Source organism: Streptomyces sp. NPDC046557 (assembly GCF_040645975.1).
In the GTDB taxonomy this organism is placed as follows: domain Bacteria; phylum Actinomycetota; class Actinomycetes; order Streptomycetales; family Streptomycetaceae; genus Streptomyces.
The window spans coordinates 662,241-686,844 of sequence record NZ_JBEYZH010000002.1 but is presented as its reverse complement, the minus strand read 5'-3'; the positions used below and the strand labels follow the sequence as shown (position 1 = coordinate 686,844).

Sequence of the window (24,604 nt, the reverse complement as noted above, 5' to 3'; positions counted from 1 at the left end):
GTGTGCCTACCGGTGCGCTCGGCGGCCCCGGTGTGCCTCCACCTGCTCCCGCACCTGCCCGGGCCGGTTGGTGATCAGCGTGTCCACGCCCAGGCGCAGGCACAGCTCCACGTCCTCGGGCTCGTCCACCGTCCACACCCGCACCCCGAGCCCCTTCGCCTTCAACCGGCCCACCAGTCCCGGGTCTTGGCGTACGAGGTCGATACCGGGACCGGCGTGACCCGCGAACGGCGGGCGCGCGGGGCGCAGCCGCCGCTCGATCAGGTAGACGGCGGGCAGGCCGGGCGCCAGGCGGTGCAACCGGGCAAGGGCGGTCCGCGAGAAGCTCATCACCTCGACGAGGCCGTCGGCGCCGCCGGCGAGCCCGTGCTCCTTGAGCACCCGCACCAACTCGACCTCCAGCCGGCCACCGGCGCGGGTGGGGTGCTTGGTCTCCACGGCCAACCCGACGGGCCGGCCGGCGCCCAGCGCCTCCTTGAGCAGGTCCTCGAAGAGCAGCACCCGTGCCCCGCGGTGCTCCTCGCCCTTCCACCGGCCGAAGTCGAGCGCGGCCAACTCCTCGTAGGTCATCGCGGACACCGCCCCGCGCCCGTCCGAGGTCCGCTCCACCCGCCGGTCGTGCACACACACCAACCGCCCGTCGGCACTGAGCCGCACGTCGCACTCCAACGCGTCGGCCCCGTCCTCGACGGCCTGCCGGTACGCGGCCAGGGTGTGCTCGGGGTGGTCGTAGGAGGCCCCGCGGTGGGCGATGATCCGCACGTCGCGAGCGGTGCGGAGGGAGGGCGTCACAGTCATACGGGAATCCTTGCGAACCGGGGTGAACGGGAAGGTGCCTCCCTGTCACCCCGAAGTTAACCGAGGCCCGACCCGGCGCGGTGGACGGGCGGCGGCGCGTACGCCCGCGCCCCGCCCGGACGGATCCGGGCGGGGCGCGGTACGGCTGAGCGGCGGCGGCGGCGCCAGGTCAGGCCAGGCCCGGGCCGCGGACCGGGATGTGGGTGAAGGTGGGCTCCGGGGCGGGGTTCCGGAAGAAGTCGTTGCCCTTGTCGTCGACGACGACGAAGGCCGGGAAGTCCTCGACCTCGATCTTCCAGACCGCCTCCATGCCGAGCTCCTCGTACTCCAGGACCTCGACCTTCTTGATGCAGTCCTGCGCGAGGCGGGCCGCCGGGCCGCCGATCGAGCCGAGGTAGAAGCCGCCGTGCGTGCCGCAGGCGTCCGTCACCTGCTGCGAGCGGTTGCCCTTGGCCAGCATGACCTTGGAGCCGCCCGCCGCCTGGAACTGCTCGACGTAGGAGTCCATGCGGCCGGCCGTGGTGGGGCCGAAGGAGCCGGAGGCGTAGCCCTCGGGGGTCTTGGCGGGGCCGGCGTAATAGACCGGGTGGTCCTTGAGGTACTGCGGCATGTCCTCGCCCGCGTCCAGCCGCTCCTTGATCTTGGCGTGCGCGATGTCGCGCGCCACGACCAGCGGGCCGGTCAGCGACAGCCGGGTCTTGACCGGGTGCCGGGTGAGGGTCGCGAGGATCGTCTCCATCGGCTGGTTCAGGTCGACGGAGACCACGTCCGAGGACTCGCTGAGGTGCTCCTCCGTGGTCTCCGGCAGGAACCGCGCCGGGTCCCGCTCCAACTGCTCCAGGAAGACGCCCTCGGCGGTGATCTTCGCGACGGCCTGGCGGTCGGCCGAGCAGGAGACGGCGATGGCCACCGGCAGCGACGCGCCGTGCCGCGGCAGACGGACCACGCGCACGTCGTGGCAGAAGTACTTGCCGCCGAACTGGGCGCCGATCCCGATCTTCTGCGCCAGCTCGAAGACCTGCTGTTCGAGGTCGAGGTCACGGAAGCCGTGGCCCAGCGCGGAGCCCTCGGTGGGCAGCTCGTCCAGGTAGTGCGCGGAGGCGTACTTGGCGGTCTTGAGCGCGTGCTCCGCCGAGGTGCCGCCGACGACGATCGCCAGGTGGTAGGGCGGACAGGCCGCCGTGCCGAGCGAGCGGATCTTCTCTTCCAGGAACTTCATCATGGAGGTCTCGTTGAGGACCGCCTTGGTCTCCTGGTACAGGAAGGACTTGTTGGCGCTGCCGCCGCCCTTCGCCATGAAGAGGAACTTGTACGCGCCGCCGTCGGTCGCGTACAGCTCGATCTGCGCGGGCAGGTTCGAGCCGGTGTTCTTCTCGTCCCACATGGTGAGCGGGGCCATCTGCGAGTAGCGCAGGTTCAGCCGCGTGTACGCGTCGTAGATGCCGCGCGACAGGGCCGCCTCGTCGCCGCCCTCCGTGAGCACGTTCTGGCCGCGCTTGCCCATGACGATCGCGGTGCCCGTGTCCTGGCACATGGGGAGCACGCCGGCGGCCGCGATGTTCGCGTTCTTCAGCAGGTCCAGGGCGACGAACTTGTCGTTCGAGGACGCCTCGGGGTCGTCGATGATCCGGCGCAGCTGCGCGAGGTGCGCGGGACGCAGGAAGTGCTGGATGTCGTGGATGGCCTCTTCGGCGAGCTTGCGCAGCGCCTCCGGCTCGACCTTGAGGAACGTACGGCCGTCGGCCTCGAAGGTGGAGACGCCTTCGGAGGTCACCAGCCGGTAGGGGGTGGTGTCCTCGCCCAAGGGCAGCAGGTCGGTGTACGCGAACTCCGGCATCGTGGCCATTCCTCACTCGGCAGACAGCGCTGACGACCAATTGGCAGCGCAGTCCTCAAGCGTAGGACCTCGCCGGACGGCTGTGTCTGTGAGGTAAGGCTCACTGGCCCGGGACCGTGGGCTCAGTACGTCATCGACGGGGGAGTATCGCGATCTATCGTGTCTGGCTATGCTGGCGGCGTGGACCTGGAAAAGCACCCCAACGCCCCCGCCGCCTCCGCCGCGCCCGCCGTTCTCCCGGTCGCCGACCTGCGCGCCTCCGACGCCGACCGCGACCGGATCGCGCACCTCCTCGCCGACGCGCTCGCCGAGGGCCGGCTGACCGCCGAGGAGCACTCCGACCGCCTCGACACCCTGTACGCCGTGAAGACGGTCGGGCAACTGGACGTGCTCGTGCGCGACCTGCCCGCGGCCCACGGCGGCGCCTGGCTCCCCGCGGCGGGCACGCCTCCCGTGCCGGTCGCCGGGCCGGTGGGCGCCGAGGCCGAGACGGTCCTGGCCGTCTGCAGCTCCGCCACCCGCAAGGGTCGTTGGCGTCCGGGCGCGCTGATCCGCGCGGTCTCCGTCCTCGGTGACGTCTCCCTCGACCTCACCGAGGCCGTGTTCGAGCAGCGGGTCACCGAGATCAACGTGAACTGCGTCCTCGGCAACGTCGAGATCGTCGTCCCGGAGAACGTGACGCTCCGCGGCTACGGCGGCGGTGTGCTCGGCAACTTCGAGGTGACCGACGAGGGCGTCGCGGCGGCCGACCCGCAGGCGCCGCTGGTTATCGTGCGCGGCTTCGCACTGCTCGGCAACATCGAGGCCCGACCCAAGCGCGGCGCCCGGGTGACCGACCTCGCCGGCAAGCGACACGAGCGGCTCGGCGGCTGAACCCGGCCCCGACCACCGCGAGCGGCCACCGACGGCGACACGCGTGGGAGCGGAGGGGCGCGTTTCGGTCGAAGTTCGCCGGAGCGGCCGACGCGCGGCACGCAGTGCTTAGGGGCACGCACAGCGGGTAGGGACAGACGCATCGTCTCTCGCTCGCGTATACGTCGTCAGGAGTAGACCGTGCCGCATCCGCCGCATCAGTCCCTGCAGGTAGCCGACGTCAAGACTCTCCACGCGCGTCCGGCCGCAGTGCCGAAGCCGCGGGTGCCGGCGAGGGAAGAGGACGGCCCCTGGCATGCGGAGGCGGTGTGCCGCAGGGACGAGGCGGGACTGTTCTTCGCGCCCTCCAAGGAGCCCACCGCGGCGCGGCTCGCCCGCGAGGAGGCCGCCAAGCGGGTCTGTGCGCGCTGCCCGGTGATGGTCGCCTGCCGGGAGCACGCACTTCTCCAGCCCGAGCCCTACGGCGTGTGGGGCGGCCTGACCGCCGCCGAGCGGCGGGTCCTCCTGGGCCGGCGGCGGCGCCGGGCCGCGGAGCTGCGCCAGGGCAGCGGCGCGGGACCGGTCGCCGCCGCGGGGTGACCCCGGCCGAAGGAACGTGAGCGGACAGCACGCGCGAGGGGCGGTCCTCCACCGGGAGGACCGCCCCTCGCGCGCGTTGCCCGCCGGCCGCACGCTCCTACCGGGCGTGGTGGAAGTCGATCGCGCTGTACGCGCGCAGCTTCGACAGGCGGTGGGTGGAGTCGATCTGTCGGATCGTGCCCGACTTCGACCGCATGACCAGCGAGGACGTGGTCGCGGTCTCCGAGCGGTAGTGGACGCCGCGCAGCAGCTCGCCGTCCGTGATGCCGGTGGCGACGAAGAAGACGTTCTCGCCGGACACCAGGTCGTTGGTGTGCAGGACGCGGTCCAGGTCGTGGCCGGCGTCGATGGCCTTCTGGCGCTCGGCGTCGTCCTTGGGCCACAGCTTGCCCTGGATGGTTCCGCCCAGGCACTTGATGGCGCAGGCCGAGATGATGCCCTCGGGGGTGCCGCCGATGCCGAGGAGCAGGTCCACGCCGGTGCCCTCGCGCACCGCCATGACCGAGCCCGCGACGTCGCCGTCCGAGATGAACTTGATGCGGGCGCCGGTCTCGCGGATCTCCTTGACGATGCCCTCGTGGCGGGGGCGGTCCAGGATGACCACGGTGACGTCCTCGACGGCCATGTTCTTGGCCTTGGCGACGCGGCGGATGTTGACCGAGACGGGCGCGTTGATGTCGACGAAGTCGGCGGCCTCGGGGCCGGTGACCAACTTCTCCATGTAGAAGACCGCCGACGGGTCGAACATGGTGCCGCGGTCGGCGGCGGCCAGGACGGCGATGGCGTTCGGCATGCCCTTGGCGTTCAGGGTGGTGCCGTCGATCGGGTCCACGGCGATGTCGACCTCGGCGCCCGTGCCGTCGCCGACCCGTTCGCCGTTGAAGAGCATCGGCGCTTCGTCCTTCTCGCCCTCGCCGATGACGACGACGCCGTTCATCGAGACGGTGGAGATCAGGGTGCGCATGGCGTTGACCGCCGCGCCGTCCGCGCCGAGCTTGTCGCCGCGGCCCACCCAGCGGCCGGCGGCCATGGCGGCGGCTTCGGTGACCCGGACGAGTTCCAGGGCGAGGTTGCGGTCGGGGGCCTCCGGGGAGACTTCGAGCTGGGGCGGCAGGTTGTGCTCGGTCATCGGAGCGCACCTTTCTGTACGACGACGGCCGGGATGTGAGGGTGCTGGAAACTCTATCGGTACGTCGACATATTGAGCAGAGCGGGTCACGTATGAGCGGAATATCGGTCAGGGTGTTGGCCTGAGCGGACATCTTGCGCCCTGGCCGGCGGCTACGTCGGCACGCCGCGCCCTACCCCGGCGGTGATCGCTCCCGCGCGTACGGGACTATGGAGCCGTGGCAGGTATGAAGGGCAAGCAGACGGTCTGGGACATGGTCCGGTCGCTGGCGGTGATCGGCGTCGTCGTGGCGGGCATCTACATGTTCATCCCGCATGACGAGAACGCCGACCCGACGCACGTGGTCGACTACCGCGTGGAGACGGCGACGGCCCGGCGCGCGGCGCCGTACCCGGTCGCCGCGCCGGTGGGTCTGCCGGCCGAGTGGCGGGCGACCTCGGTGTCGTACGAGCGCAAGAACGCCAACGCCTGGCACCTGGGCTTCCTCGACCCGGACAAGCAGTACGTGGCGGTCGAGCAGTCCAGCGACGCGTCCGCCAAGAACATCGGCACGGTGACCCGGCAGGCCAAGCCCACCGGGCAGTCGCAGCGGATCGGCGACCAGGACTGGGAGCGCTGGGACGGCGACAAGTACGACGCGCTCGTGCGCCAGGAGCAGGGCCACGTCACGGTCGTGACGGGGACGGCCTCCTACGAGCAGTTGGGCGCGCTGGCGGCGGCGCTGGAGTTCAAGCAGGGCCGGTAGCCCCGGGCCGGTAGCCCGCTGCGGACATGCGAAGGCCGTGGACATGCGAGAGGCCGCCCACCCCGGGATCGGGGCGGGCGGCCTCTCGCGTTGCCGTGGAGCGGGGCTCCGGCGTGGTCGCTGCCGCGCTCAGACGGTCGTGACGACCTGGTCGAACGCCAGGCGCGGCGAGCGCGGGAACCAGGCGTCCTCGCCCGGCTTGCCGATGTTGACGACCATCAGCGGGGTGTGGTCGGCGTCCAGGAACTCCTTCTGGACACCGGCGAAGTCCAGACCCGTCATCGGGCCGGCGGCCAGACCGGCGGCCCGGACGCCGATGACGAAGTACGCGGCCTGCAGGGCGCCGTTCAGCAGGGCGGCCTGCTCGCGGACCGGGCGTTCGGCGAAGAAGGCGTCCTTGGCCTGCGGGAAGTGCGGCAGCAGCTGCGGGAGCTCCTCGTGGAACTCGTTGTCCGCGGAGAGGATCGCGACCAGCGGGGCGGCGGCGGTCTTGGCCTGGTTGCCCTCGGCCATGTGCTTCACGAGGCGCTCGCGGGCCTCGGGGGAGCGGACCAGCGTGATGCGCAGCGGCGACTGGTTGAAGGCGGTGGGGCCGAACTTCACGAGGTCGTAGATCGCCTGGACCTGCTCCTCGGTCACCGGCTCGTCGGAGAAGGTGTTGGCGGTGCGGGCCTCGCGGAACAGCAGGTCCTGAGCGGCGGCGTCGAGAACGAGAGACATCGGAAAGCCTTCTTCTATGCGGAGGTGAAGCGCGATGTCCTCGACTCTACGAGAGAGATAGATGAATTTTCAACTAAATCTCTCCGGAGTGAGCGAGGTCACATCCGGGACGCTGCGGCCTTCTACTCGCGGTCGTTCCCGGAGCCCTCCTCGGCTCCATCGCGCGCGGCCAGCGCGGAGTCGAGCCGTGCGCGGGCTCCTTCCAGCCAGTGCCGGCACACCTTCGCCAACTCCTCGCCGCGCTCCCAGAGCGCGAGCGAGTCCTCCAGCGAGGTGCCGCCGGCTTCCAGCTTTCGGACGACCTCGATGAGTTCGTCCCGCGCCTGCTCGTACCCCAGCGCCGTATCGGCCTCGGTCATTCCCATCTCACCTTCATGCGCTCGATTTGCGGTGGATCTGCGGTTGAACGGCTCGTGCGGCGAGCCGACGCGCGCCGTCATTCGGCGGCGCGGGCGGCCTCTTGACCTGTCTCCCCGGCCCGCCGGGTGTCTCCGGCCGGCCCTGCCTCCTCGGCCCGCCGGGTTTCCTCGGGCCCACCCGTCTCCTCGGGCCGCCCGGCCCCGTCCACGCGGACCGTGAACTCCCCGGCGGCCACCCGCGCGCGCAGGACGTCCCCGGACGCGACCTCCTCCGGCGAGCGCACCACGTGGCCGTCGGCCCGCTGGAGCACCGCGTACCCGCGCTCCAAGGTGGCCGCGGGGGACAGCGCCACCACCCGCGCCCGGGTGTGCGTCAGCTCCGACTCCGCCCGGTCCAGCAGGTGCCCCAGCGTCCGCCGGCTGCGCGCCAGCAGGGCCTCCACCTCCACCTCCCGGCTCTCCACCATCCGCCGCGGGTGGACGAACACCGGCCGCCCCAAGGCGTGGGCGAGCCCGCGCTCCTCGCGGTCGAGCAGCCCGCGCAGCGCGCGCAGCCCCCGGCCTTGGAGCTGGCGTACCCGCTCCAGTTCCTCGCCCACGTCCGGGACCACCTTCTTCGCCGCGTCCGTGGGGGTGGAGGCCCGAAGGTCCGCGACCAGGTCGAGCAGCGGGGAGTCCGGCTCGTGCCCGATCGCCGAGACGACGGGCGTACGGGCCGCCGCGACCGTCCGTACGACCTCCTCGTCGGAGAACGGCAGCAGGTCCTCGACGCTGCCGCCGCCGCGCGCCACGATGATCACATCGACCTCGTCCAGGGCGTCGAGTTCCCGCACGGCCCGGATCACCTGCGGTACCGCGTTCACCCCCTGCACGGCGACGTTGCGCACCTCGAAGCGGACCGCCGGCCACCGGCGGCGGGCGTTCTCCAGTACGTCCCGCTCGGCCGCCGACGCGCGCCCCACCACCAGCCCGATCAGCTGCGGCAGGAACGGCAGCGGCTTCTTGCGGTCCAGGGCGAACAGCCCCTCCGAGGCGAGCGAGCGCTTGAGCTTCTCCAGGCGCGCCAGCAGCTCGCCGATCCCGACCGGCCGTATCTCCGTGGCCCGCAGGGACAGCTGCCCGCGCGGGGCGTACCACTCCGGCTTGGCCCGTACGACGACGCGCGCGCCCTCCGACACCAGGTCCGCGACATCGTCGTAGACCTGGCGGAAGCAGGTGACGCCGAGCGAGATGTCCTGCGAGGGGTCGCGCAGCGTCAGGAAGACCACCCCCGCCCCCGGCCGCCGGGACAACTGGGTGATCTGCCCTTCCACCCACACCTGGCCGAGCTTGTCGATCCAGCCCCCGATGAGCCGGGACACCTGACCGACCGGCAGCGGCGCCTCGGCCGACGTATTCAGACCCATGCAGGCAGGCTAGCCGCCCGGACCGACACCCGTGCCGGGGCCCGTCCTCCCGTCCCGCGCGCGTCGCCCCCGCTGGGCCACCAGCACCCCCAGACCCACCACCAGCCACACCGCCCCCACCACCTGCGCCGTCCACGCCGCCTCGACGATCACCGCGATGGTCACCGCCGCCCCGAGCACCGGGACCACCAGGTGCAGCCACCAGTTCGGGGGGCCCGACCCGCGCCGTACGACGAACCACCCCACCACCGAGGCGTGCAGCAGCGTGAACGCCACCAGCGCCCCGATGTCCACCACCGACACCAGGTGGTCGAGGCCGTCGTCGCGCCGGGCCGCCCACACCGCCGCGATCAGCGTCACCGTGGCCGCCACCAGCAAGGCCGGCCGGGGCGTGCCGTCCGAGGTGCCCGCCAGCACCCGCGGCAACCGCCGCTCCCGGGCCATCGCGAACACCAGCCGGCCCGCCGCGGCCTGCCCCGCCAGCGCCGCGAAGGCCGCCCCGATCGCTTTGCTCCCCGCGACCAGGTCGTGCAGCCAGGTCCCGGCCGCCGACTCCACCGCCGTGTAGAAGGCCGGCCCCTGCGACGCCGGGTCGGCCGCCAGTTCCGCCGAGGACACCGGCATCAGCAGCGCCGCCAGGTAGCTCTGCGCGACGAACAGCACCCCGGCCAGCGCCAGACAGAACAGCACCGCCCGCGCGACCCGCTCGGAACCCCCGGTCACCTCCTCCGCGAAGGAGGCGATGGCGTCGAAGCCCAGGTAGGACAGGACCGCGACCGACACCGCGCCCAGTACGGCGGCCACCGAGAAGCCCAGCGCGCCGTCCCCGGTCAGCGGTGACAGCCAACCGCGCCGCGCACCGCCCTGGACCAGCACGGTCACCGCCGCGACCACGAACACCAGCAGCACCAGGATCTCCATGGCGAGCACCGCGAAGCCCACGCGCGCCGCGGTCCGTACGCCCCAGAGGTTCAGCAGGGTCGTCACCACCACCGCCAGCGCCGTCCACACCCACCGGGACACCTCGGGGACCAGGGCGTTCATCGCGATGCCGGAGAAGAGGTAGGCGACCGCCGGGATCAGCAGGTAGTCGAGCATCGCCATCCACCCGGCGATCAACCCCGGCCCCTCGCCCAGGCCCTGGCGGGCGTACGTGAACACCGACCCGGCGCGCGGCGCCACCCGCACCATCTGAGCGTAGGAGGAGGCGGTGAAGGCCATGGCGACGGTCGCGGCGAGGTAGACCAGCGCGACCGCGCCGTGCGACTTCGCGTCGAGCGTGCCGAAGACCCCGACCGGGGCCATCGGGGCGATGAAGAGCAGCCCGTAGACGACCAGGTCCCGGAAGCCGAGGGTGCGCCGAAGTGTGGTGGGCGCCGTGGGGGTGTCCGTCGCGGACGCCATCGTTCCTCCGGGGGATAGCCGGTACGTACGTGCGACCCAGTCTGTGTCGAACGGGCGACGACCGGCCTGCCGGAGACCCCCGTACGATGGAGACCATGACTGCTGCCGCCCCTGCTCCCGCTTCCCGCCGCGTCCTGCTCGCCGCCCCCCGCGGCTACTGCGCGGGTGTCGACCGAGCCGTGATCGCCGTCGAGAAAGCCCTTGAGCAGTACGGCGCGCCGGTCTACGTACGCCACGAGATCGTGCACAACAAGTACGTGGTGCAGACCCTGGAGAAGAAGGGCGCCATCTTCGTCGAGCGGACGGAGGAAGTCCCCGAGGGCTCCATCGTCATGTTCTCCGCGCACGGCGTGGCCCCCGTGGTCCACGAGGAGGCGGCGCGCGGCAAGCTCGCGACGATCGACGCGACCTGCCCCCTGGTCACCAAGGTGCACAAGGAAGCCATCCGCTACGCGAACGAGGACTTCGACATCCTCCTCATCGGCCACGAGGGCCACGAGGAGGTCATCGGCACCTCCGGCGAGGCCCCCGACCACATCACCATCGTGGACGGCCCGCACGACGTGGAGAAGGTGACCGTCCGCGACGAGTCGAAGGTCGTCTGGCTGTCGCAGACCACGCTCTCGGTGGACGAGACGATGGAGACCGTCGACGCGCTCAAGACGAAGTTCCCGCTGCTGGTCTCGCCCCCGAGCGACGACATCTGCTACGCCACCTCCAACCGGCAGGCCGCCGTCAAGCAGATGGGCGCCGACTCCGACCTCGTGATCGTCGTCGGCTCCAAGAACTCCTCGAACTCCATCCGCCTGGTCGAGGTGGCGCTGGACGCGGGTGCGGGCGCGGCCCACCTCGTGGACTTCGCGAGCGAGATCGACGAGGCGTGGCTGGACGGCGTCACCACCGTCGGTCTGACCTCGGGCGCCTCGGTGCCGGAGGTGCTGGTCGAAGAGGTGCTGGAGTGGCTGGCGCAGCGCGGCTACGGGGACGTGGAGATCGTCAAGACGGCCGAGGAGTCGATCGTCTTCTCGCTGCCGAAGGAGCTGCGCCGCGACCTGCGCGCGGAGGCGGCCGAGCTGGTCGCGGGACGCGGCGGGGCGGCCGACATCGCCGAGTAGGCCGACCGGTAGGCCGCGGCCCACGCCGTTCTCTACGGTGGTCCCATGAAGATCTTCGGCGTGGACATCGGCGGAACCGGCATCAAGGGCGCTCCCGTGGACCTGGACCGCGGCGAGCCCGTGGGCGAACGCCTGAAACTACCGACACCGCAGCCGGCCACCCCCGAGGGGGTGGCCGACGTCGTCGTCGAGGTGGTCCGTCACTTCGAGTGGGACGGCCCGGTCGGCGTCACCTTCCCCGGCGTCGTCACCGACGGCGTCACCCGCACCGCGGCCAACATGGACCCCGCCTGGGTCGGCATGGACACGGCATCCCTGCTCACGAGCCGGCTGGGCGGGCGCCCCGTCACGGTGCTGAACGACGCGGACGCGGCCGGCGTCGCGGAGATGACGTACGGGGCCGGCCGCGGCCGCTCCGGCACCGTCATCCTGCTCACCCTCGGCACCGGCATCGGCAGCGCCCTGTTCACCGACGGCCGGTTGGTGGCCAACACCGAGCTCGGGCACCTGGAGCTGCACGGCCACGACGCGGAGAAGCGGGCCTCGGTGAAGGCCAAGGAGGACGCGGACATGACGTGGGAGCGCTGGGCGCGGCGCGTCCAGAAGTACCTGGCCCACGTGGAGATGCTGTTCTCGCCCCAGCTCTTCATCATCGGCGGCGGCGTCAGCCGCAAGCCCGAGAAGTTCCTCCCGCTGATCGAGGGCATCCGCGCGGAGATCGTGCCGGCGCAGCTCCAGAACAACGCGGGCATCGTCGGCGCGGCGATGGCGGCCCGGTCGGCGAAGCCGGCGTAGTACCGCTGGGCGAGCACTCCCGGACGGCGGCTGCCCGGCCGGCCCTCAAGCCATGCGCCTGGGCAGCCGCCGCTTCCCGATCAGCACGGCCTTGCGCACCAGCGCGATCAGCGCGGCGACGACGGTCCCCGCGTACAGCCAGCCGGCGTGCAGGGACAGGGCCGACACGATCCCCATCAGCTCCCCGCCGAAGCCGCCCGAGCCGCCCGCGACGGGCCACACCCCGACGGCGAAGGCGATCGGCACGGCCACCGGCGCGGTGATCAGGTCCGCCGGGCGCACCCAGAGCGCGGTGGCGGCGGCGACGGGAAGGAAGAGCAGCCCGTACGCGAACAGCGACGAGCCGAACAGCAGCCAGTCGATCCCGGCGACCAGCACCATCGCGGCGCACGCGAACAGCCCGCCGCCGAGCCCGGTCAGCCGGGGCCGGGGCAACCGCCGGACGGGCGCAGGCCGCGGCGTCGAGGCCGCCGGGGGCCGTCGTACGGGGCGCTTCGTCCCGTATCGCTCCACGCTGCTGTACTCCTCCACCCGGTGCTCCACCCTGTAAGGCTCCACCGCACCAAACTAGGCGCGAGGGGCCGCCCGGGGCGGCCCGGACACGCGTACATCGAGCGCCACTCAGCGGAAAGTAAACTGTCAGGTGGCCCATCCCCGGGCCGCCGCCCCTCCAGCTACGGGAAGTCGCCAACGTGTCGCTCACGATCGGAATCGTCGGCCTGCCGAATGTCGGCAAGTCGACCCTGTTCAACGCCCTGACCAAGAACGACGTGCTGGCGGCCAACTACCCGTTCGCCACCATCGAGCCGAACGTCGGCGTCGTCGGTGTCCCGGACCACCGTCTGGCCGTCCTCGCGGACATCTTCGGGTCGCAGAAGGTCCTCCCGGCGACGGTCGACTTCGTCGACATCGCGGGCATCGTGCGCGGCGCGTCGGAGGGCGAGGGCCTCGGCAACAAGTTCCTCGCGAACATCCGCGAGTCCGACGCCATCTGCCAGGTCATCCGCGCCTTCAAGGACGAGAACGTCGTCCACGTCGACGGCAAGGTCTCGCCCAAGGACGACATCGAGACGATCAACACCGAGCTCATCCTCGCCGACCTCCAGTCGATCGAGAAGGCGGTGCCGCGCCTGACGAAGGAGTCCCGCCTCCAGAAGGAGAAGGTGGCCGTCCTGGCCGCCGTCACCGAGGCGCAGAAGATCCTCGAAGCCGGCGACACGCTCTTCTCCAAGGGCATCACCAAGGGCACGGAGCAGGGCGACCTCCTCCACGAGCTGCACCTGCTGACCACGAAGCCGTTCCTGTACGTCTTCAACGTCGACGAGGACGAACTGACGGACGAGGCGTTCAAGGACGAGCAGCGCGCCCTGGTCGCCCCGGCCGAGGCGATCTTCCTCAACGCCAAGCTGGAGCAGGAGCTCATCGAGCTCGACGACGACGAGGCCCTCGAACTCCTCCAGTCGGTCGGCCAGGAAGAGCCCGGCATGGCCACCCTGGGCCGCGTCGGCTTCGCCACCCTCGGCCTCCAGACCTACCTGACGGCCGGCCCGAAGGAAACCCGCGCCTGGACCATCAAGAAGGGCGCCACTGCCCCGGAGGCGGCCGGCGTCATCCACACCGACTTCCAGCGCGGCTTCATCAAGGCGGAGGTCATCTCCTTCGCCGACCTGGTCGAGTGCGGCTCGGTCGCCGAAGCCCGCGCCAAGGGCAAGGCCCGCATGGAGGGCAAGGACTACGTCATGCAGGACGGCGACGTGGTGGAGTTCCGCTTCAACGTGTAGCGACGTCCATACTTTGCGTTAAGTATTTAGTCAAACGTGCAGGCCAGGGAGGGTCGGGCTCCGTCGAGTCCGACCCTTTCTGCATTACCGTGCTGACTTGGTGCCGACTTGGAAACGTGGTGTCAGGCCGACTGGCCCGGTGCCGGCTTGTCCAGATCGAGGCTGATCTCGAACGGCAGGGATCGCTGGAGCGCGTGGCGGAAGATTCCCGCCGGCGCGTACGAGCCGGTCGGCTCGTCGAGCTCGTAGACGTGCACGGCGGGGACGGTGTCCTCGTCCTCGATGCACCAATAGTGCCGGATGCCGGCCTCGGCATACTTGCGAAGCTTGACGGTCCGGTGGCGGTGGGCAGATTCCGGCGAGACGACCTCGACAACGAGCTGGACATCTGTCGGCTCCCAGGCCTGAGCTGCGGGCCGCTACCGTGAAGCCATGACCGCACTGCCCGACTGGATGCGCCCGCCGCGCGCGGAAGGCTGGCGATTGCAGCCCTCATGAGGGGCCGCCCCGCCCCTGTTCCGGCCCGGTCAGAGGTCGCGGATCGACGCGATCGTGAAGGTGGTCGGGGTGCCCGTGGAGGGGGTCATGGGGCCGCCCTTGTCGAACTGGGAGCGGACCACCAGGGTGCGGCCGAGGGTGTGGGCCAGGGTCGTGGGGATCTGGAGGTCCGGGTCCGTGAGGGTGCGGGTCAGGCGGGCGTGGGTGCCGTCCGGGGTGAGCTGCCAGCGGGTCAGGGTGTCGGTGGTGTTGTGGGCCACGCGCAGGACGCCGCCGGGGGAGAGCTGGAGGCCGTCGCCGTGCTTGAGGTCTCCGCCGTGGAGGGTGACGCGGGACAGGGCGCCCGTGCGCAGGTCGATCCGGTGGAGGTCGCCCGCGGTCATGTCGACGGTCAGCAGGAAGCGGCCCGCCGGGTCGGCGACGATGCCGTTCAGCGTGACGCTGCCCGCCGGGGCCGGGGTGACCTGGCCGCTCAGGTCGTAGGCCACCTCCAGGGAACCGGAGCCGGTGGCCGGCCGGGCCGGGGTCACGCGGTAGACCACCGCGCGGAGGCTGTCGGTGAGGTAGGCGGTGCCGTCCGGGGTGATCGCCAGGTCGTTGACGAAGGAGGGGGCGCCGCCGGGGGTGTCGAAGTGGGCGATGCGGGCGCCGGTACGGGTGTCGTACACCGCGACGCCCTTGGTGGAGTCGATGACCCACAGTCGGCCGCGGGCGTCGACGGCCAGGCCGTTCGCGGTGTGGCGGCCGTCGGTCCCGGCCGGGAGAAAGACCTCGGCCGTGCCCTGGCCGGGGCGGGCGCGGTAGACGGCGCCGGTCGCGTACGAGCCGACGTAGACCGTGCCGGTACGGGCGTCCGAGGCTATGCCCTCCGGGTAGACCTTCTCGCCGGGGAGGACGAAGGCGGTGGACAGTCGCGGGGCCGACGGGGCGTGCGCGGTGGCGGTGGCTTGCGCGGAGGCCGAGGCGGAGGCGGAGGCGGCGGCGGAGGCGGAGGTCGGTGTGGCGGCCAGCGTCAGGGCCGTGGCGAGGGCGGCGGCGAGGGGCAGGGCCTTGGAGGCGCGTCGCATGTGAGGGCTTCCCGTTCTGTGTGATCTTCTGGTCGGTTGAACACGAAGGTACGTTAGAGCTCTAATGCTTGCAAGGGCCGTAGTATGCGGGAATGACTTCCCTGTCCGTCGAGGAGCGCATCGGCTCGCACATCAAGCGCGCCGAGCAGGCGCTGCTCGCGGCGAAGAACACGGCTCTCAAGCCGGCCGCAGTAACGGTTCCCCAGTACGCCGCCCTGCTCTGGCTCTCCGAGAAGCCGGGCATCTCCGCCGCCGCGCTCTCCCGCCTGTGCGGGGTGACACCGCCCACCATGAACACGGTCCTGAAGAACCTCCAGGAGCGCGGGCTCATCGAGCGGACCCCGCACGAATGGCACCGCAACGTGCTGGAGACCCGGCTCACGGAGCAGGGGCGCACGGTGATGGAGTTGGCGGACACGGCGGCGGTGCGGGTCGAGCGGCGGCTCGCGGCCGAGTTCAGTGCCGAGGAACGGGAGCGGCTCATCGAGCTGCTGGGGCGGTGCGCCCGGGTCCTCGACGCCCTGAAGTGAGACGTCTCCCGCCCTGAAGTGAGACGCCTCCGTCCACGTTCGGCGGGCTCTCGCGCTCCGGCGACGGGATTTTTTGTCTCGCCCCGCAACCCCCGGCAGGATGCCCTACGTCAGCACCCACAGATGGCCCAACCCGTTCAGCGTTCGGAGCGAAGTCCGTGCCCCAGTCCCCGCAAAGCCCGCGGCCCCACGAGACGACCGCCGGCCGCGCGCCCGAGCGGTCCCGGCGCGCGATACGGATCGGCGCCGGCCTCGCGGTCGCGCTGATCGTCGGGGGCGGTGGCGCCGCCGCCTGGAAGTACGAGTGGTTCTCCGGCAACGGTCAGGCGATCACCTTCGCCAAGACGCCCCCGCCGGCCGCGCACGGCGACGACAAGGCCGTGCGGACCCCGCCCGCCCGCTCCGTCCCGGCCGAGCCGACCGGCGACCCGGACGTGCTGATGGAGACCGGCCCCCGCTCCGACTTCAAACAGACCGCCAAGCTGGACGACGGCACGGTCATCGCCAAGACGCGCGTCGCGGGCGCCAAATCCGGCTTCGAGGGTGACGTCTGGGTCTGGACGCCCAAGGAGTACAGCGACCCGAAGTACGCCAAGAGCGCCTTCCCGGTCCTGATCTCGCTGCCCGGCGGCAACGGCTTCCCCGCCAACTACTGGTCCGACCGCAGCCTCGGCCTCCAGAAGGCGATCGAGGACGGCGTCGAGGCCGGCACCAGCCTGCCGTTCATCCTGATCATGCCGGTGCTCAACCCGGACAACAAGTTCTACTACGACGGCTCCGACATCCCCGGCCGACCCAAGATGGGCACCTGGCTCGCGGAGGACATCCCGGACTTCACCCGCGCCAACTTCCGTACGTACAAGTCCCGCGACGGGTGGGCCTTCATGGGCGCCTCCTCCGGCGGCTTCGTCGGCATGAAGCAGGTCCTCCAGCACCCGGACCGGTTCAAGGCCGCGATCGCCAGCGGCGGGGAGATCGTCCCCGACTCGCCGCTCTGGAAGGGCCACCAGGCGGAGATGGACGAGAACAACCCGGAGAACCTCGCCCGGAAGCTGATCGACGGCAAGGGCCCGGACGTCTACATCACCTTCCAGGTCGGGACCAAGGAGACCGGCAAGGACCGGATGCTCGCGTTCCAGCGCGAGTACGGCAAGGGCCCGGTCAAGACGACCATCCACGACATCCAGAACGGCGAACACAACGGCTGGCATTACGTCCGGGGGATGAAGGAAAGCTCCCTGGAGTGGATCAGCAAGGTGATGAAGGGCCCCCGACCGGCGGCCGGCTGACTAGCGGCCCGGCCGGCCGGTCCCACCGGCCGTGGCCTGCGAAAACGACCGCCACGCGGCTCCCGTGGCCCGGTCCGCAGCCCGGACGAAGTGCCCCCGCGCGGGCCCCGTCGGCCCGCGCCGGCGGCCGTCCCCCGCGTGGCTCCCGCCACGTCGCACCCGTCCCGGGCAACCCATAGCGTCGTTCACACCTCTGTCAGGGGTGTAAGGGGGACCTATCGGTCCGACCCGCGCTCGTGGAGAGCGCCGGAGCAGGAACGGGAACAATCCGTGCAGCAAGACCAGCAAGACGACGGCGGCCCGAAGACCAGGCCCCCGGGCCGGCGGCGCCTGATCCTCCTCGGCGGCGGCCTCGCCGTCGCCCTGGCCGCAGGGGGTGGCGTGGCCGCGTACCGGACCGGCGTCTTCTCGGGCGTCGGCGAACCGGTCGCCTTCGGCAAGACCCAGGAGACCGCCGCGGCCACCGTGGACATGCCCAGGGGGGTGCGCATGCCCACCGGCCCGAGGGCCGCGTTCGTCCGCACCGCCCGACTCCCCGACGGCACCCAGATCGCCAAGACAACCCTGACCGGCCCGAAGTCCGGCTTCACCGGCGACGTGTGGGTGTGGGTGCCGAAGGAGTACGACGAGCCGAGGTACGCCAAGAGCGCCTTCCCGGTTTTGATCTCGCTGCCCGGCGGGCGCGGCTACCCCACCAACTACTGGGGGACCGGCCCCGGCCTCGGACTGCAGCAGGCCGTGGCAGACGGCGCGAAGGCCGGCAAGAGCCTGCCGTTCATCCTGGTCATGCCGGTGATCAACGCCGACACCAAGCACCACTTCGACGGCTCGGACATCCCCGGTCAGCCCAAGATGGGCACCTGGATGGCCGATGACGTCCCCGCCTTCACCAAGGCCAATTTCCGGACCTTCACCTCCCGCGACGGATGGGCCTTCATGGGCTCGTCCTCGGGCGGATTCGGTGCCTTCAAGGACGTCCTGAAGTACCCCGACCGCTTCAAAGCCGTCATCGCGAGCGGCGTGGACATCGTCCCCGACTCCCCGTTGTGGAAGGGGAACCGGCGGGCCATGGACCGGAACAACCCGGAGAAGCTCGCCGCCGAGCTGATCAAGGCGGGCGGCCCGGACGTCTACGTCAACTTCCAGATCGGCACCAAGGAGAGCGGCCGCGACCTGGCCGAGAGGTTCATGAGGGAGTACGGCAAGGGTCCCGTGCACACCCGGCTCCAGGTGATCCAGGATGGCGAGCACAATGGCAAGTCGTACGTGCGGGGCATGAGGGAGGGTTCCTTGGAGTGGATCAGCAAAGTGATGCTCGCGCCGACCCCCGACCCCGACGTGCCGTGAGCCCGGCGGTGAGGGGACGCGGACGCGCCGTCATCGGCGCGCTGGCCGCCGCCGGGATCGCGGCGGTGTTCGGCGTGGCGTTCGTCGAGGCCACGGGCGACCGGGCGGTGCACCCCTTCCCCACCGTCGGCGTGCTGATGGCGGGCGGCGAGCACTGGTGCACGGCCAGCGTCGTCGACAGCCCCAAGGGCAACGTCGTCGCCACCGCCGCGCACTGCGTCGCCCCGGCCGGCGAGGACGGACAACCGGGCGAGGCCGCGCACGACGGCCAGGCCATCGGCGAGCTCGCCTTCGCCCCCGCATTCTCCGGCGCGGGCTCGGGTACCCGACCCTTCGGGCTGTGGAAGGTCCGGTCCATCCAGGTGGACGACCGCTGGACGAAGTGGGGCGACGAGACCGCCGACTTCGCCTTCCTCACCGTCGAACCCGACGAGGACGGCCACAGCGTGCAGGACCGCGTCGGTCGCGACGAGGCGCCGAAACCCGACTGGACTTCCGGCTACGAGCGGGAGGTCACCGTCGTCGGGTACCCGGAGCCCGACCGCAACCCGCAGAACAAGCCGGTGTCGTGCACCACGCAGACGCGGCACGACGATGACGACCCCGCGATGCTCTACATCAGCTGCTCGGGGTTCTGGACGGGTACCAGCGGGAGCCCGTGGATCGCCGACCGGGGCGGCCCGGGCCGGCCGGGCCGGCTCATCGGGGTGCTCAGCGGCGGCGACACGGACGTGGACTCCACGGCCGCGCTCTACGACGAACGGGCGAAGGCGCTGTACGAGCGGGCCGCCCGCGGCTGAACCGGGCCCGCGCGGCCCGCTCCACGCCTCAGCCGCGTTCGGTACTCACGATCAGCCCCACGCCCGCCACGACGATCGCGCCGCCGGTCACGATCGGCCAGGTCAGGGGCTCGGCCAGGATCAGCCAACCCAGCGCGACGGCGACGACCGGATTGACGTAGGCGTACGTGGCCACCAGCGAAAGCGGCGCCGAGCGCAGCAGCCACACGTACGAGGTGAAGGCGACGAGCGAGCCGAAGAGCACGAGGTAGCCGAGCGCCAGCCAGGAGGCGGTGGAGAAGTCCGCCGGACGCAGGCCGTGCTGCTCGCCCCGGGCGAGACCCGTGAGAACACCGCCGACCCCGCCCGCGAGCATCTGGTACGCGCTGCCGGCGAACGGGTTGGTCGGCATCGGCAGCTTCGAGGAGGCGAACGAGCCCAGCGCCCACAACACCGAGGCGGCCAGCACCAGCAACACCCCCGACAGGCGCACCTCGCCACCGATCCCGGGACTGGTCAGCACCGCCAGACCGACGAGCCCCAGGAACACCCCGGCGACGGTGCGCGGCGGCGGCCGGTCGCCGGTGGCCGCCCGCAGCGCCACGAGCCACATCGGGACGGCGGCGATCAGCAGGGCGGCGAGGCCGGAGGGGACCGAGGTCTCGCCGAGCACCACCAGGCCGTTGCCGCCGAGGACCAGCAGCAGCCCCACCAGCACCGCCGAGCCGAGCCGGGCGCGGGTGACGCGGAGCGCGGACGGGCCGAAGCGCCAGGCGACGATCCCGGCCAGCAGGAGCCCGGCCGTGATGAACCGGGCCCCGGCGGAGAGGAACGGCGGCATCGTCCGGACGACGACGCGGATGCCGAGATAGGTCGAGCCCCACAGCACGTACACGAGGGTGAGGGCGATCCATACGGAGCCGGAGATCTTGGATGTGCGCACCTCGGGAGCCTACGGCGACGGGCGGCCCCGGTCGGCCTTCGGGGATCAGCGGTCGAGCAGGCCGTTCAGCTCCCCGTAGGGGAGGCTGTCGGAGAGAGCGTCGTACGTGCCGGTGGTGAGCAGTTCCTCGGTGGCGCGGCGCACGACGGCGTACGCGGCCTGGGCGACCGCCGACCCCAGGCTGACGCGGGCCGCGCCGAGGGCGCCGAGTTCGGCGACGGTCGGGGCGCCGGGGCCGACGAGGACGTTGAGCGGGGCGTCGATCCCCTTGGCGAGTTCCGCGACGGTGGCGGGGTCGGTGACACCGGGGACGAAGATGCCGGAGGCCCCGGCGCGCAGGTAGGCCGCGGCGCGGGCGAGGGTCGCGTCGAGGCGGGTGTCCGGGTCGCCGAGACCGAACAGGTACGTGTCCACGCGGGCGTTGATGTAGAGGGGGACCCCGGCGGCTTCGGCGGCGGCACGGGCGGCGGCGATGCGGTCGGCGTGATCGGCTGGGGCGCGGTTGCCGTCCTCGATGTTGATGCCGACCGCGCCGGCGGCCAGGACGCCGGTGACGGTCTCGCCGACGCCGGCGGGGTCGGTGGCGAAGCCGCCCTCGATGTCGGCGGTGACGGGTACCGAGACGGCGGCGGCCACGCGGGCGATGAGTTCGAGCGCGCGGTCACGGGCGAGGGCGTCGCCGTCGGGCGAGCCGAGCGACCAGGCGACGCCGGCGCTGGTGGTGGCGACGGCGGGGGCGCCGGCGGCCTCGACGAGGCGGGCGCCGGCGACGTCCCAGGCGTTGGCGAGGGCGAGGGGGGAGGCGGGGGTGTGGAGGGCGGCGAAGGCGAGTGCGCGGGCTGCGGTGGCTGTCGTCATGGGGGCAGTCCACCAGAAGGCGGGGGGTCGGGGCTGGCCATTTTCCGACGAGGTCGCGGGGTGGCCGGGCGGGCCGCGCAGCGTCCCGCCGCGCGCCCCGGCTGCGCCGGGCTTTCGGGGCCCCGCCCCGGTCCCCGCGCCTCGATCGCCGACGGGGGTGGGAGATCGGGCTCCCGCCCCGGTCCCCGCGCCTCAGACGCCGGCTGGGCCGGCGGGGGCGGCGGCGCCGCAGAGGGGAAGGATTGCCGTGCGGGTTCCCAGGGGGTTGGTGGGGGAGGCGGGGGAGACCGCCGCCCAGCAGGCCGCGGCCGTCGGTTCGACCGACAGGCCGCGTCGGGCCAGGTCCGCGCGGGCCGCGCGGAGGCGGTCGTCGGACACCGTCACGATCGTGCCGCCCGACTTCCGGACCGCCGCCAGGATCTGCCGGGCCCTCGGCGGGGCCGGGATCGCGATGCCCTCCGCCAGGGTCGGCCGCTGCACCACCGGCTCCGCGTCGTCCGCGCCCGCCGCGAACGCCGCCGCCAGCGGGGACACCGCTTCCGCCTGCACCCCGATCAGCGCGGGCGGCCGTACCCCGCGCCGGGACAGTTCCGCCACCGCCAGCGCCGCGCCCAGCAGCAGCGTGCCGTTGCCCACCGGGACCACCAGCGCCTCGGGCAGCCGTCCCCCGAGCCGCTCCCAGATCTCGTACACGTACGTCTTCGTCCCGTGTAGGAAGTACGGGTTGAAGACGTGGCTGGCGTAGAAGACCCCCGGCACGTCTGCCGCCGCCCGCGCCGCCCGCGCCGCTGCCTCCCGGCCGCCCGGGACGACCCGGACCGCCGCCCCGTGCGCCCGCATCCGCTCGGTCTTCTTCTCCGAGGTGCCCTCCGGCACGAAGACCTCACAGGTCAGGCCGGCCCGCGCGCAGTACGCCGCGAACGCCGTCCCCGCGTTGCCGCTGCTGTCCGCGACCACCCGCTCCGGGCCCAGCCGCCGCGCCAACTCCACCAACATCACGGCGCCCCGGTCCTTGAAGGACAGCGTCGGCATCAGGAAGTCGAGCTTGGCGTGGATCCGCTCCGTCAGCGGCACCAGCGGGGTGTGCCCCTCGCCGAGCGAGATGGGGATCTCCCCGGGCAGCGGCAGCACGGGCCCGTACCGCCACAACGACCAGGTACCGCCCGCCGGTTCCAGCGGCACGGACGGGTCCGGCGTGAAATCGAGGTCCCAGGGGCCACCGCACGTCGGGCAGCACCACCTCGCGGTCGCCACCTCCGCCCGGGTGCCGTCGACGGGGCAGAGATAGCCGGGGGGTGCGTACGTCACGCGTGTCTCCTTTGCTCGGCGGCAACGCCGCGGCAGCGACGGCCCGTTGAAGGCCCGCGCCGGAGGGGGCCGTGCTGTCGGTCGGTGAACGCGGGGGCGACCGGCAGTCCGGGTGCCCCCGCCTCGTACTATGCGCGCAATCGTCCGCGCCCCGCGCCCTCGCGCCCCGCGCACCCTTGTGATGGAGCACCCCGCCTCGTGACCACTTCGCCCCCACCGCCTCCTCCCCCCGGCCCGGGCCACTACTGGCCCCCGCCGCCCGCGCCGTCCGTGTGGGGCTCGCCCGTGACCCCGCTGCCGCCCGCGCTCAACGGCTTCGCCGCCGCCTCGCTGCCGGTCGGACTGCTCTGCCTGCCGCCGCTGGGGGTCGTCTTCGCCGTCGTCGCGCTGGTGCAGATCGCACGCAAGGGCGACCGGGGCAGGGCCTTGGCCGTGATGGGCCTGGTGGTGTCCCTGGCGATGAGCGCGGCCCTGGTCTACGCCACGGGTCGGTACGCCGACCCCTTCTTCCGACGCCTGGGCTCGGAGCGGGCCCGTCAGTACGTCGACGGCCGGCTGACGGACATGCGCGACCTGCGACCCGGCGACTGCTTCAACGTCCCCGGCGGCGACCTGCTCGCCGGGCACACGATCGCCTACAAGACGGGGTGCGAGGCGGTGCACCACGCGGAGGTGACGTCCTCGGGCCGCATGGACGACTCCGCTTTCCCGAATCCGGAGCGGCTCAAGCAGAAGGCCACGGCCGCGTGCTGGAAGGCCCAGGACGCCTACGCCATGGACAGCTGGGCGGTGCCCGACTACGCCGAGATGTACTACTTCGCGCCCTCGCGCGAGTCGTGGCGGAGCGGGGACCGGCGACTGATGTGCGTCATAGGCACGGCCACCAAGGAGCACCGGGGCTCCCTGCGCAACGACGAGGGAACCCTGAAACCGGACCAGGTGACGTTCCTGCGGGCGATGAACGGCGTCGACCAGGCGATGGGGCGCGAGCCGGAGACGGACGTCGACGGCGCGCTCGCGGAGTACCGGACGTGGGCGCGGGAGGTGGAGACGGCGCTGGGCGGCGAGGCACGGATGCTGGAGACCGCCTCGAAGGCGCGCCCCGAGGTTGCCGCTCCGGCGACGGCGCGGATCAGGGAGATCGAGGCGGCGCGCAGGGAGTGGCGGCGGGCGGCGAGCGCGACGACCCCCGACCGGTTCCAGGAGGCGTGGGACCGGGCGCTTGAAACGGTCACGGTCGACTCGGAAAAGGCGCTGCGCGGGGCGTACGGCCTGTCGACGGACGTTCCGCCGTGGCAGCGGCCGGGCCCGGGGGACATGGGCGGCGGTTCCGGGAAGGGTCCTTCGTCGAAGGGGCCGTCGTCCGAGCGGGTGTGACGGTGGGGGACCGCGGGACGGCGCGCGCGAGGCGGGACGGTAGGTAACGCGCGCTAACGGGTTTGAGTGACCTGGCTTCATCACTTCGGGTGAAACTCTGGCCTCTGCTTGCGGCGTACAACCATGGGTTGCCAGGGTGTAGCTGTCTGTCAACCTGATGGGAGTGGCCAGTGACTTTCGGTGAGCAGCCGGCCTATCTGCGCGTCGCCGGGGATCTGCGACAGAAGATCGTCGATGGGTCCCTGCCCCCGCACGCCCGGCTCCCGTCGCAGGCCCGTATCCGCGAGGAGTACGGGGTGTCCGACACCGTGGCACTGGAGGCCCGGAAGGTCCTCATGGCAGAGGGTCTCGTCGAGGGCCGCTCCGGCTCCGGTACGTATGTGCGCGAGCAGCCCGTGCCGCGGCGGGTGGCCCGTTCCGGCTACCGGACGGGCGGCCCGTCCACGCCGTTCCGCCAGGAGCAGGCGGACGCGGGGGCGCGCGGCACCTGGGAGTCGAACAGCGAACAGGTCGACGCCCCGCCGGAGATCGCGAAGCGGCTGGGCGTCGGGCCGGGGGACCGGGTCATGCGGACCCGGTACGTCTTCCGTGACGCGGGGGAGGCCATGATGCTCTCCACCTCCTGGGAGCCGCTGGCCGTGACCGGCCGGACCCCGGTGATGCTGCCGGAGGAGGGGCCGCTCGGCGGGTCCGGGGTGGTGGAACGGATGGCCGCGATCGACGTGGTCGTGGACAACGTGGTGGAGGAAGTCGGCGCGCGGCCGGGGCTCGCGGAGGAGATCGCGCTGCTGGGCGGTGTCCCGGGACACGTGGTCCTGGTGGTGGGCCGTACCTACTACGCCTCGGGCCTGGCCGTCGAGACCGCCGATGTCGTGGTGCCGGCGGACCGGTACCGCCTGGCGTACCACCTGCCGGTGCGGTGACCCCGGGGCGGGGAGCGGCGCGCAACCCCGCCGCCCGACCCCGCGATGTGACCCCGCCGTGTGGGCCCCGTGCGCCGGGCGTGTGAGGCCCGCCGGGCGTGCGCCCTGTGAATGCCGGTGCTGGATGTGCGCCGGTGCACGCGC

General features: G+C 72.1%; 24 protein-coding genes and 1 pseudogene. 12 read left to right on the top strand and 13 right to left on the bottom strand.

All coding sequences use genetic code 11. The features are described from left to right. Positions 1-6: 6 nt before the first annotated feature. Together ABZ934_RS08335 and ABZ934_RS08330 are read right to left on the bottom strand one after the other, a co-directional pair. Positions 7-798, bottom strand: coding sequence for a glycerophosphodiester phosphodiesterase family protein (locus ABZ934_RS08335; protein WP_361310015.1), 792 nt, complete (start codon positions 796-798; stop codon positions 7-9). Between the two features lie 169 nt (positions 799-967). Next, positions 968-2,635, bottom strand: coding sequence for a fumarate hydratase (locus ABZ934_RS08330; protein WP_361310013.1), 1,668 nt, complete (start codon positions 2,633-2,635; stop codon positions 968-970). A 180-nt stretch (positions 2,636-2,815) separates the two neighbouring features. Here ABZ934_RS08330 and ABZ934_RS08325 point away from each other — a divergent pair, with 180 nt between their 5' ends. Together ABZ934_RS08325 and ABZ934_RS08320 are read left to right on the top strand one after the other, a co-directional pair. Continuing rightward, positions 2,816-3,508, top strand: coding sequence for a DUF1707 domain-containing protein (locus ABZ934_RS08325; protein ID WP_361310010.1), 693 nt, complete (start codon positions 2,816-2,818; stop codon positions 3,506-3,508). 204 nt (positions 3,509-3,712) lie between these two features. After that, positions 3,713-4,087: a WhiB family transcriptional regulator gene (locus tag ABZ934_RS08320; RefSeq protein WP_361310327.1), complete on the top strand. Its 375-nt coding sequence runs from the start codon at positions 3,713-3,715 to the stop codon at positions 4,085-4,087. 97 nt (positions 4,088-4,184) lie between these two features. Here the strand turns inward: ABZ934_RS08320 and glpX are convergent, their stop codons facing one another. Further along, on the bottom strand, positions 4,185-5,216 hold the full coding sequence (gene glpX / locus ABZ934_RS08315; RefSeq protein ID WP_136213856.1) for a class II fructose-bisphosphatase: 1,032 nt from the start codon (positions 5,214-5,216) through the stop codon (positions 4,185-4,187). A gap of 226 nt (positions 5,217-5,442) precedes the next feature. On the opposite strand from glpX, the gene ABZ934_RS08310 reads away from it, so the two are divergent. Continuing rightward, positions 5,443-5,961 (top strand): DUF4245 domain-containing protein, encoded by a 519-nt coding sequence (locus ABZ934_RS08310; protein ID WP_361310324.1) that lies wholly within the window; start codon positions 5,443-5,445, stop codon positions 5,959-5,961. 129 nt (positions 5,962-6,090) lie between these two features. On the opposite strand, the gene ABZ934_RS08305 is transcribed toward ABZ934_RS08310, so the two are convergent. From ABZ934_RS08305 to ABZ934_RS08290, 4 genes are all read right to left on the bottom strand, one after another. Next, positions 6,091-6,681, bottom strand: a complete 591-nt coding sequence (locus ABZ934_RS08305; RefSeq protein ID WP_361310007.1) for a malonic semialdehyde reductase — start codon at positions 6,679-6,681, stop codon at positions 6,091-6,093. Positions 6,682-6,803: 122 nt separating this feature from the next. Then, positions 6,804-7,040, bottom strand: coding sequence for an exodeoxyribonuclease VII small subunit (locus ABZ934_RS08300; protein ID WP_361310004.1), 237 nt, complete (start codon positions 7,038-7,040; stop codon positions 6,804-6,806). A 77-nt stretch (positions 7,041-7,117) separates the two neighbouring features. Then, complete coding sequence (xseA, locus tag ABZ934_RS08295; RefSeq protein WP_361310001.1) at positions 7,118-8,446, bottom strand: exodeoxyribonuclease VII large subunit; 1,329 nt, start codon at positions 8,444-8,446, stop codon at positions 7,118-7,120. Between the two features lie 9 nt (positions 8,447-8,455). After that, positions 8,456-9,850, bottom strand: coding sequence for an APC family permease (locus ABZ934_RS08290; protein ID WP_361309999.1), 1,395 nt, complete (start codon positions 9,848-9,850; stop codon positions 8,456-8,458). A gap of 95 nt (positions 9,851-9,945) precedes the next feature. On the opposite strand from ABZ934_RS08290, the gene ABZ934_RS08285 reads away from it, so the two are divergent. Further along, positions 9,946-10,965, top strand: coding sequence for a 4-hydroxy-3-methylbut-2-enyl diphosphate reductase (locus ABZ934_RS08285; protein WP_361309996.1), 1,020 nt, complete (start codon positions 9,946-9,948; stop codon positions 10,963-10,965). Between the two features lie 45 nt (positions 10,966-11,010). Beyond that, complete coding sequence (gene ppgK / locus ABZ934_RS08280; RefSeq protein ID WP_361309993.1) at positions 11,011-11,760, top strand: polyphosphate--glucose phosphotransferase; 750 nt, start codon at positions 11,011-11,013, stop codon at positions 11,758-11,760. 45 nt (positions 11,761-11,805) lie between these two features. Here ppgK and ABZ934_RS08275 read toward each other — a convergent pair whose 3' ends face one another. After that, positions 11,806-12,318 (bottom strand): DUF6542 domain-containing protein, encoded by a 513-nt coding sequence (locus tag ABZ934_RS08275; protein ID WP_361309990.1) that lies wholly within the window; start codon positions 12,316-12,318, stop codon positions 11,806-11,808. Between the two features lie 134 nt (positions 12,319-12,452). On the opposite strand from ABZ934_RS08275, the gene ychF reads away from it, so the two are divergent. Continuing rightward, positions 12,453-13,541, top strand: a complete 1,089-nt coding sequence (gene ychF / locus ABZ934_RS08270) for a redox-regulated ATPase YchF (protein ID WP_361309988.1) — start codon at positions 12,453-12,455, stop codon at positions 13,539-13,541. A 122-nt stretch (positions 13,542-13,663) separates the two neighbouring features. Here the strand turns inward: ychF and ABZ934_RS08265 are convergent. Together ABZ934_RS08265 and ABZ934_RS08260 are read right to left on the bottom strand one after the other, a co-directional pair. Beyond that, positions 13,664-13,936 (bottom strand): annotated as a pseudogene (locus ABZ934_RS08265) (Uma2 family endonuclease); the annotation flags it as partial. A gap of 132 nt (positions 13,937-14,068) precedes the next feature. Next, positions 14,069-15,106 carry an SMP-30/gluconolactonase/LRE family protein gene (locus tag ABZ934_RS08260; RefSeq protein WP_361309985.1) on the bottom strand — a complete coding sequence of 346 codons (1,038 nt, stop codon included), beginning with the start codon at positions 15,104-15,106 and terminating at the stop codon, positions 14,069-14,071. Positions 15,107-15,198: 92 nt separating this feature from the next. Between ABZ934_RS08260 and ABZ934_RS08255 the strand changes: the two genes are divergently transcribed. From ABZ934_RS08255 to ABZ934_RS08240, 4 genes are all read left to right on the top strand, one after another. Next, positions 15,199-15,636, top strand: coding sequence for a MarR family transcriptional regulator (locus tag ABZ934_RS08255; RefSeq protein WP_361309982.1), 438 nt, complete (start codon positions 15,199-15,201; stop codon positions 15,634-15,636). Between the two features lie 158 nt (positions 15,637-15,794). Continuing rightward, positions 15,795-16,925, top strand: a complete 1,131-nt coding sequence (locus ABZ934_RS08250; RefSeq protein WP_361309979.1) for an alpha/beta hydrolase-fold protein — start codon at positions 15,795-15,797, stop codon at positions 16,923-16,925. Positions 16,926-17,195: 270 nt separating this feature from the next. After that, complete coding sequence (locus ABZ934_RS08245) at positions 17,196-18,272, top strand: alpha/beta hydrolase-fold protein (protein WP_361309977.1); 1,077 nt, start codon at positions 17,196-17,198, stop codon at positions 18,270-18,272. A gap of 8 nt (positions 18,273-18,280) precedes the next feature. Further along, the gene (locus ABZ934_RS08240) at positions 18,281-19,072 is read left to right on the top strand and encodes a trypsin-like peptidase domain-containing protein (RefSeq protein ID WP_361309975.1); all 792 of its coding nucleotides are present in this window, start codon (positions 18,281-18,283) and stop codon (positions 19,070-19,072) included. Between the two features lie 28 nt (positions 19,073-19,100). On the opposite strand, the gene ABZ934_RS08235 is transcribed toward ABZ934_RS08240, so the two are convergent. From ABZ934_RS08235 to ABZ934_RS08225, 3 genes are all read right to left on the bottom strand, one after another. After that, complete coding sequence (locus tag ABZ934_RS08235) at positions 19,101-19,994, bottom strand: EamA family transporter (RefSeq protein ID WP_361309972.1); 894 nt, start codon at positions 19,992-19,994, stop codon at positions 19,101-19,103. Positions 19,995-20,039: 45 nt separating this feature from the next. After that, the gene (locus tag ABZ934_RS08230; RefSeq protein WP_361309971.1) at positions 20,040-20,852 is read right to left on the bottom strand and encodes an isocitrate lyase/phosphoenolpyruvate mutase family protein; all 813 of its coding nucleotides are present in this window, start codon (positions 20,850-20,852) and stop codon (positions 20,040-20,042) included. Positions 20,853-21,044: 192 nt separating this feature from the next. Next, entirely contained in the window at positions 21,045-22,160 is a 1,116-nt protein-coding gene (locus ABZ934_RS08225; RefSeq protein ID WP_361309968.1) for a pyridoxal-phosphate dependent enzyme, read from the bottom strand. Positions 22,161-22,445: 285 nt separating this feature from the next. On the opposite strand from ABZ934_RS08225, the gene ABZ934_RS08220 reads away from it, so the two are divergent. Together ABZ934_RS08220 and ABZ934_RS08215 are read left to right on the top strand one after the other, a co-directional pair. Beyond that, complete coding sequence (locus tag ABZ934_RS08220; RefSeq protein ID WP_361309966.1) at positions 22,446-23,537, top strand: DUF4190 domain-containing protein; 1,092 nt, start codon at positions 22,446-22,448, stop codon at positions 23,535-23,537. A 170-nt stretch (positions 23,538-23,707) separates the two neighbouring features. Continuing rightward, positions 23,708-24,460: a GntR family transcriptional regulator gene (locus ABZ934_RS08215; protein ID WP_361309964.1), complete on the top strand. Its 753-nt coding sequence runs from the start codon at positions 23,708-23,710 to the stop codon at positions 24,458-24,460. Positions 24,461-24,604: the final 144 nt, after the last annotated feature.

What these genes read in the sequence shown, in the direction of transcription:
- ABZ934_RS08285 (WP_361309996.1), top strand. Translation starts at nt 9,946, where the DNA reads ATGACTGCTGCCGCCCCTGCTCCCGCTTCCCGCCGCGTCCTGCTCGCC.
- ABZ934_RS08300 (WP_361310004.1), bottom strand. Translation starts at nt 7,040, where the DNA reads ATGACCGAGGCCGATACGGCGCTGGGGTACGAGCAGGCGCGGGACGAA.
- ABZ934_RS08330 (WP_361310013.1), bottom strand. Translation starts at nt 2,635, where the DNA reads ATGCCGGAGTTCGCGTACACCGACCTGCTGCCCTTGGGCGAGGACACC.
- ABZ934_RS08260 (WP_361309985.1), bottom strand. Translation starts at nt 15,106, where the DNA reads ATGCGACGCGCCTCCAAGGCCCTGCCCCTCGCCGCCGCCCTCGCCACG.
- xseA (WP_361310001.1), bottom strand. Translation starts at nt 8,446, where the DNA reads ATGGGTCTGAATACGTCGGCCGAGGCGCCGCTGCCGGTCGGTCAGGTG.
- ppgK (WP_361309993.1), top strand. Translation starts at nt 11,011, where the DNA reads ATGAAGATCTTCGGCGTGGACATCGGCGGAACCGGCATCAAGGGCGCT.
- ABZ934_RS08310 (WP_361310324.1), top strand. Translation starts at nt 5,443, where the DNA reads ATGAAGGGCAAGCAGACGGTCTGGGACATGGTCCGGTCGCTGGCGGTG.
- ABZ934_RS08230 (WP_361309971.1), bottom strand. Translation starts at nt 20,852, where the DNA reads ATGACGACAGCCACCGCAGCCCGCGCACTCGCCTTCGCCGCCCTCCAC.
- glpX (WP_136213856.1), bottom strand. Translation starts at nt 5,216, where the DNA reads ATGACCGAGCACAACCTGCCGCCCCAGCTCGAAGTCTCCCCGGAGGCC.
- ABZ934_RS08335 (WP_361310015.1), bottom strand. Translation starts at nt 798, where the DNA reads ATGACTGTGACGCCCTCCCTCCGCACCGCTCGCGACGTGCGGATCATC.
- ABZ934_RS08305 (WP_361310007.1), bottom strand. Translation starts at nt 6,681, where the DNA reads ATGTCTCTCGTTCTCGACGCCGCCGCTCAGGACCTGCTGTTCCGCGAG.
- ABZ934_RS08290 (WP_361309999.1), bottom strand. Translation starts at nt 9,850, where the DNA reads ATGGCGTCCGCGACGGACACCCCCACGGCGCCCACCACACTTCGGCGC.
- ABZ934_RS08255 (WP_361309982.1), top strand. Translation starts at nt 15,199, where the DNA reads ATGACTTCCCTGTCCGTCGAGGAGCGCATCGGCTCGCACATCAAGCGC.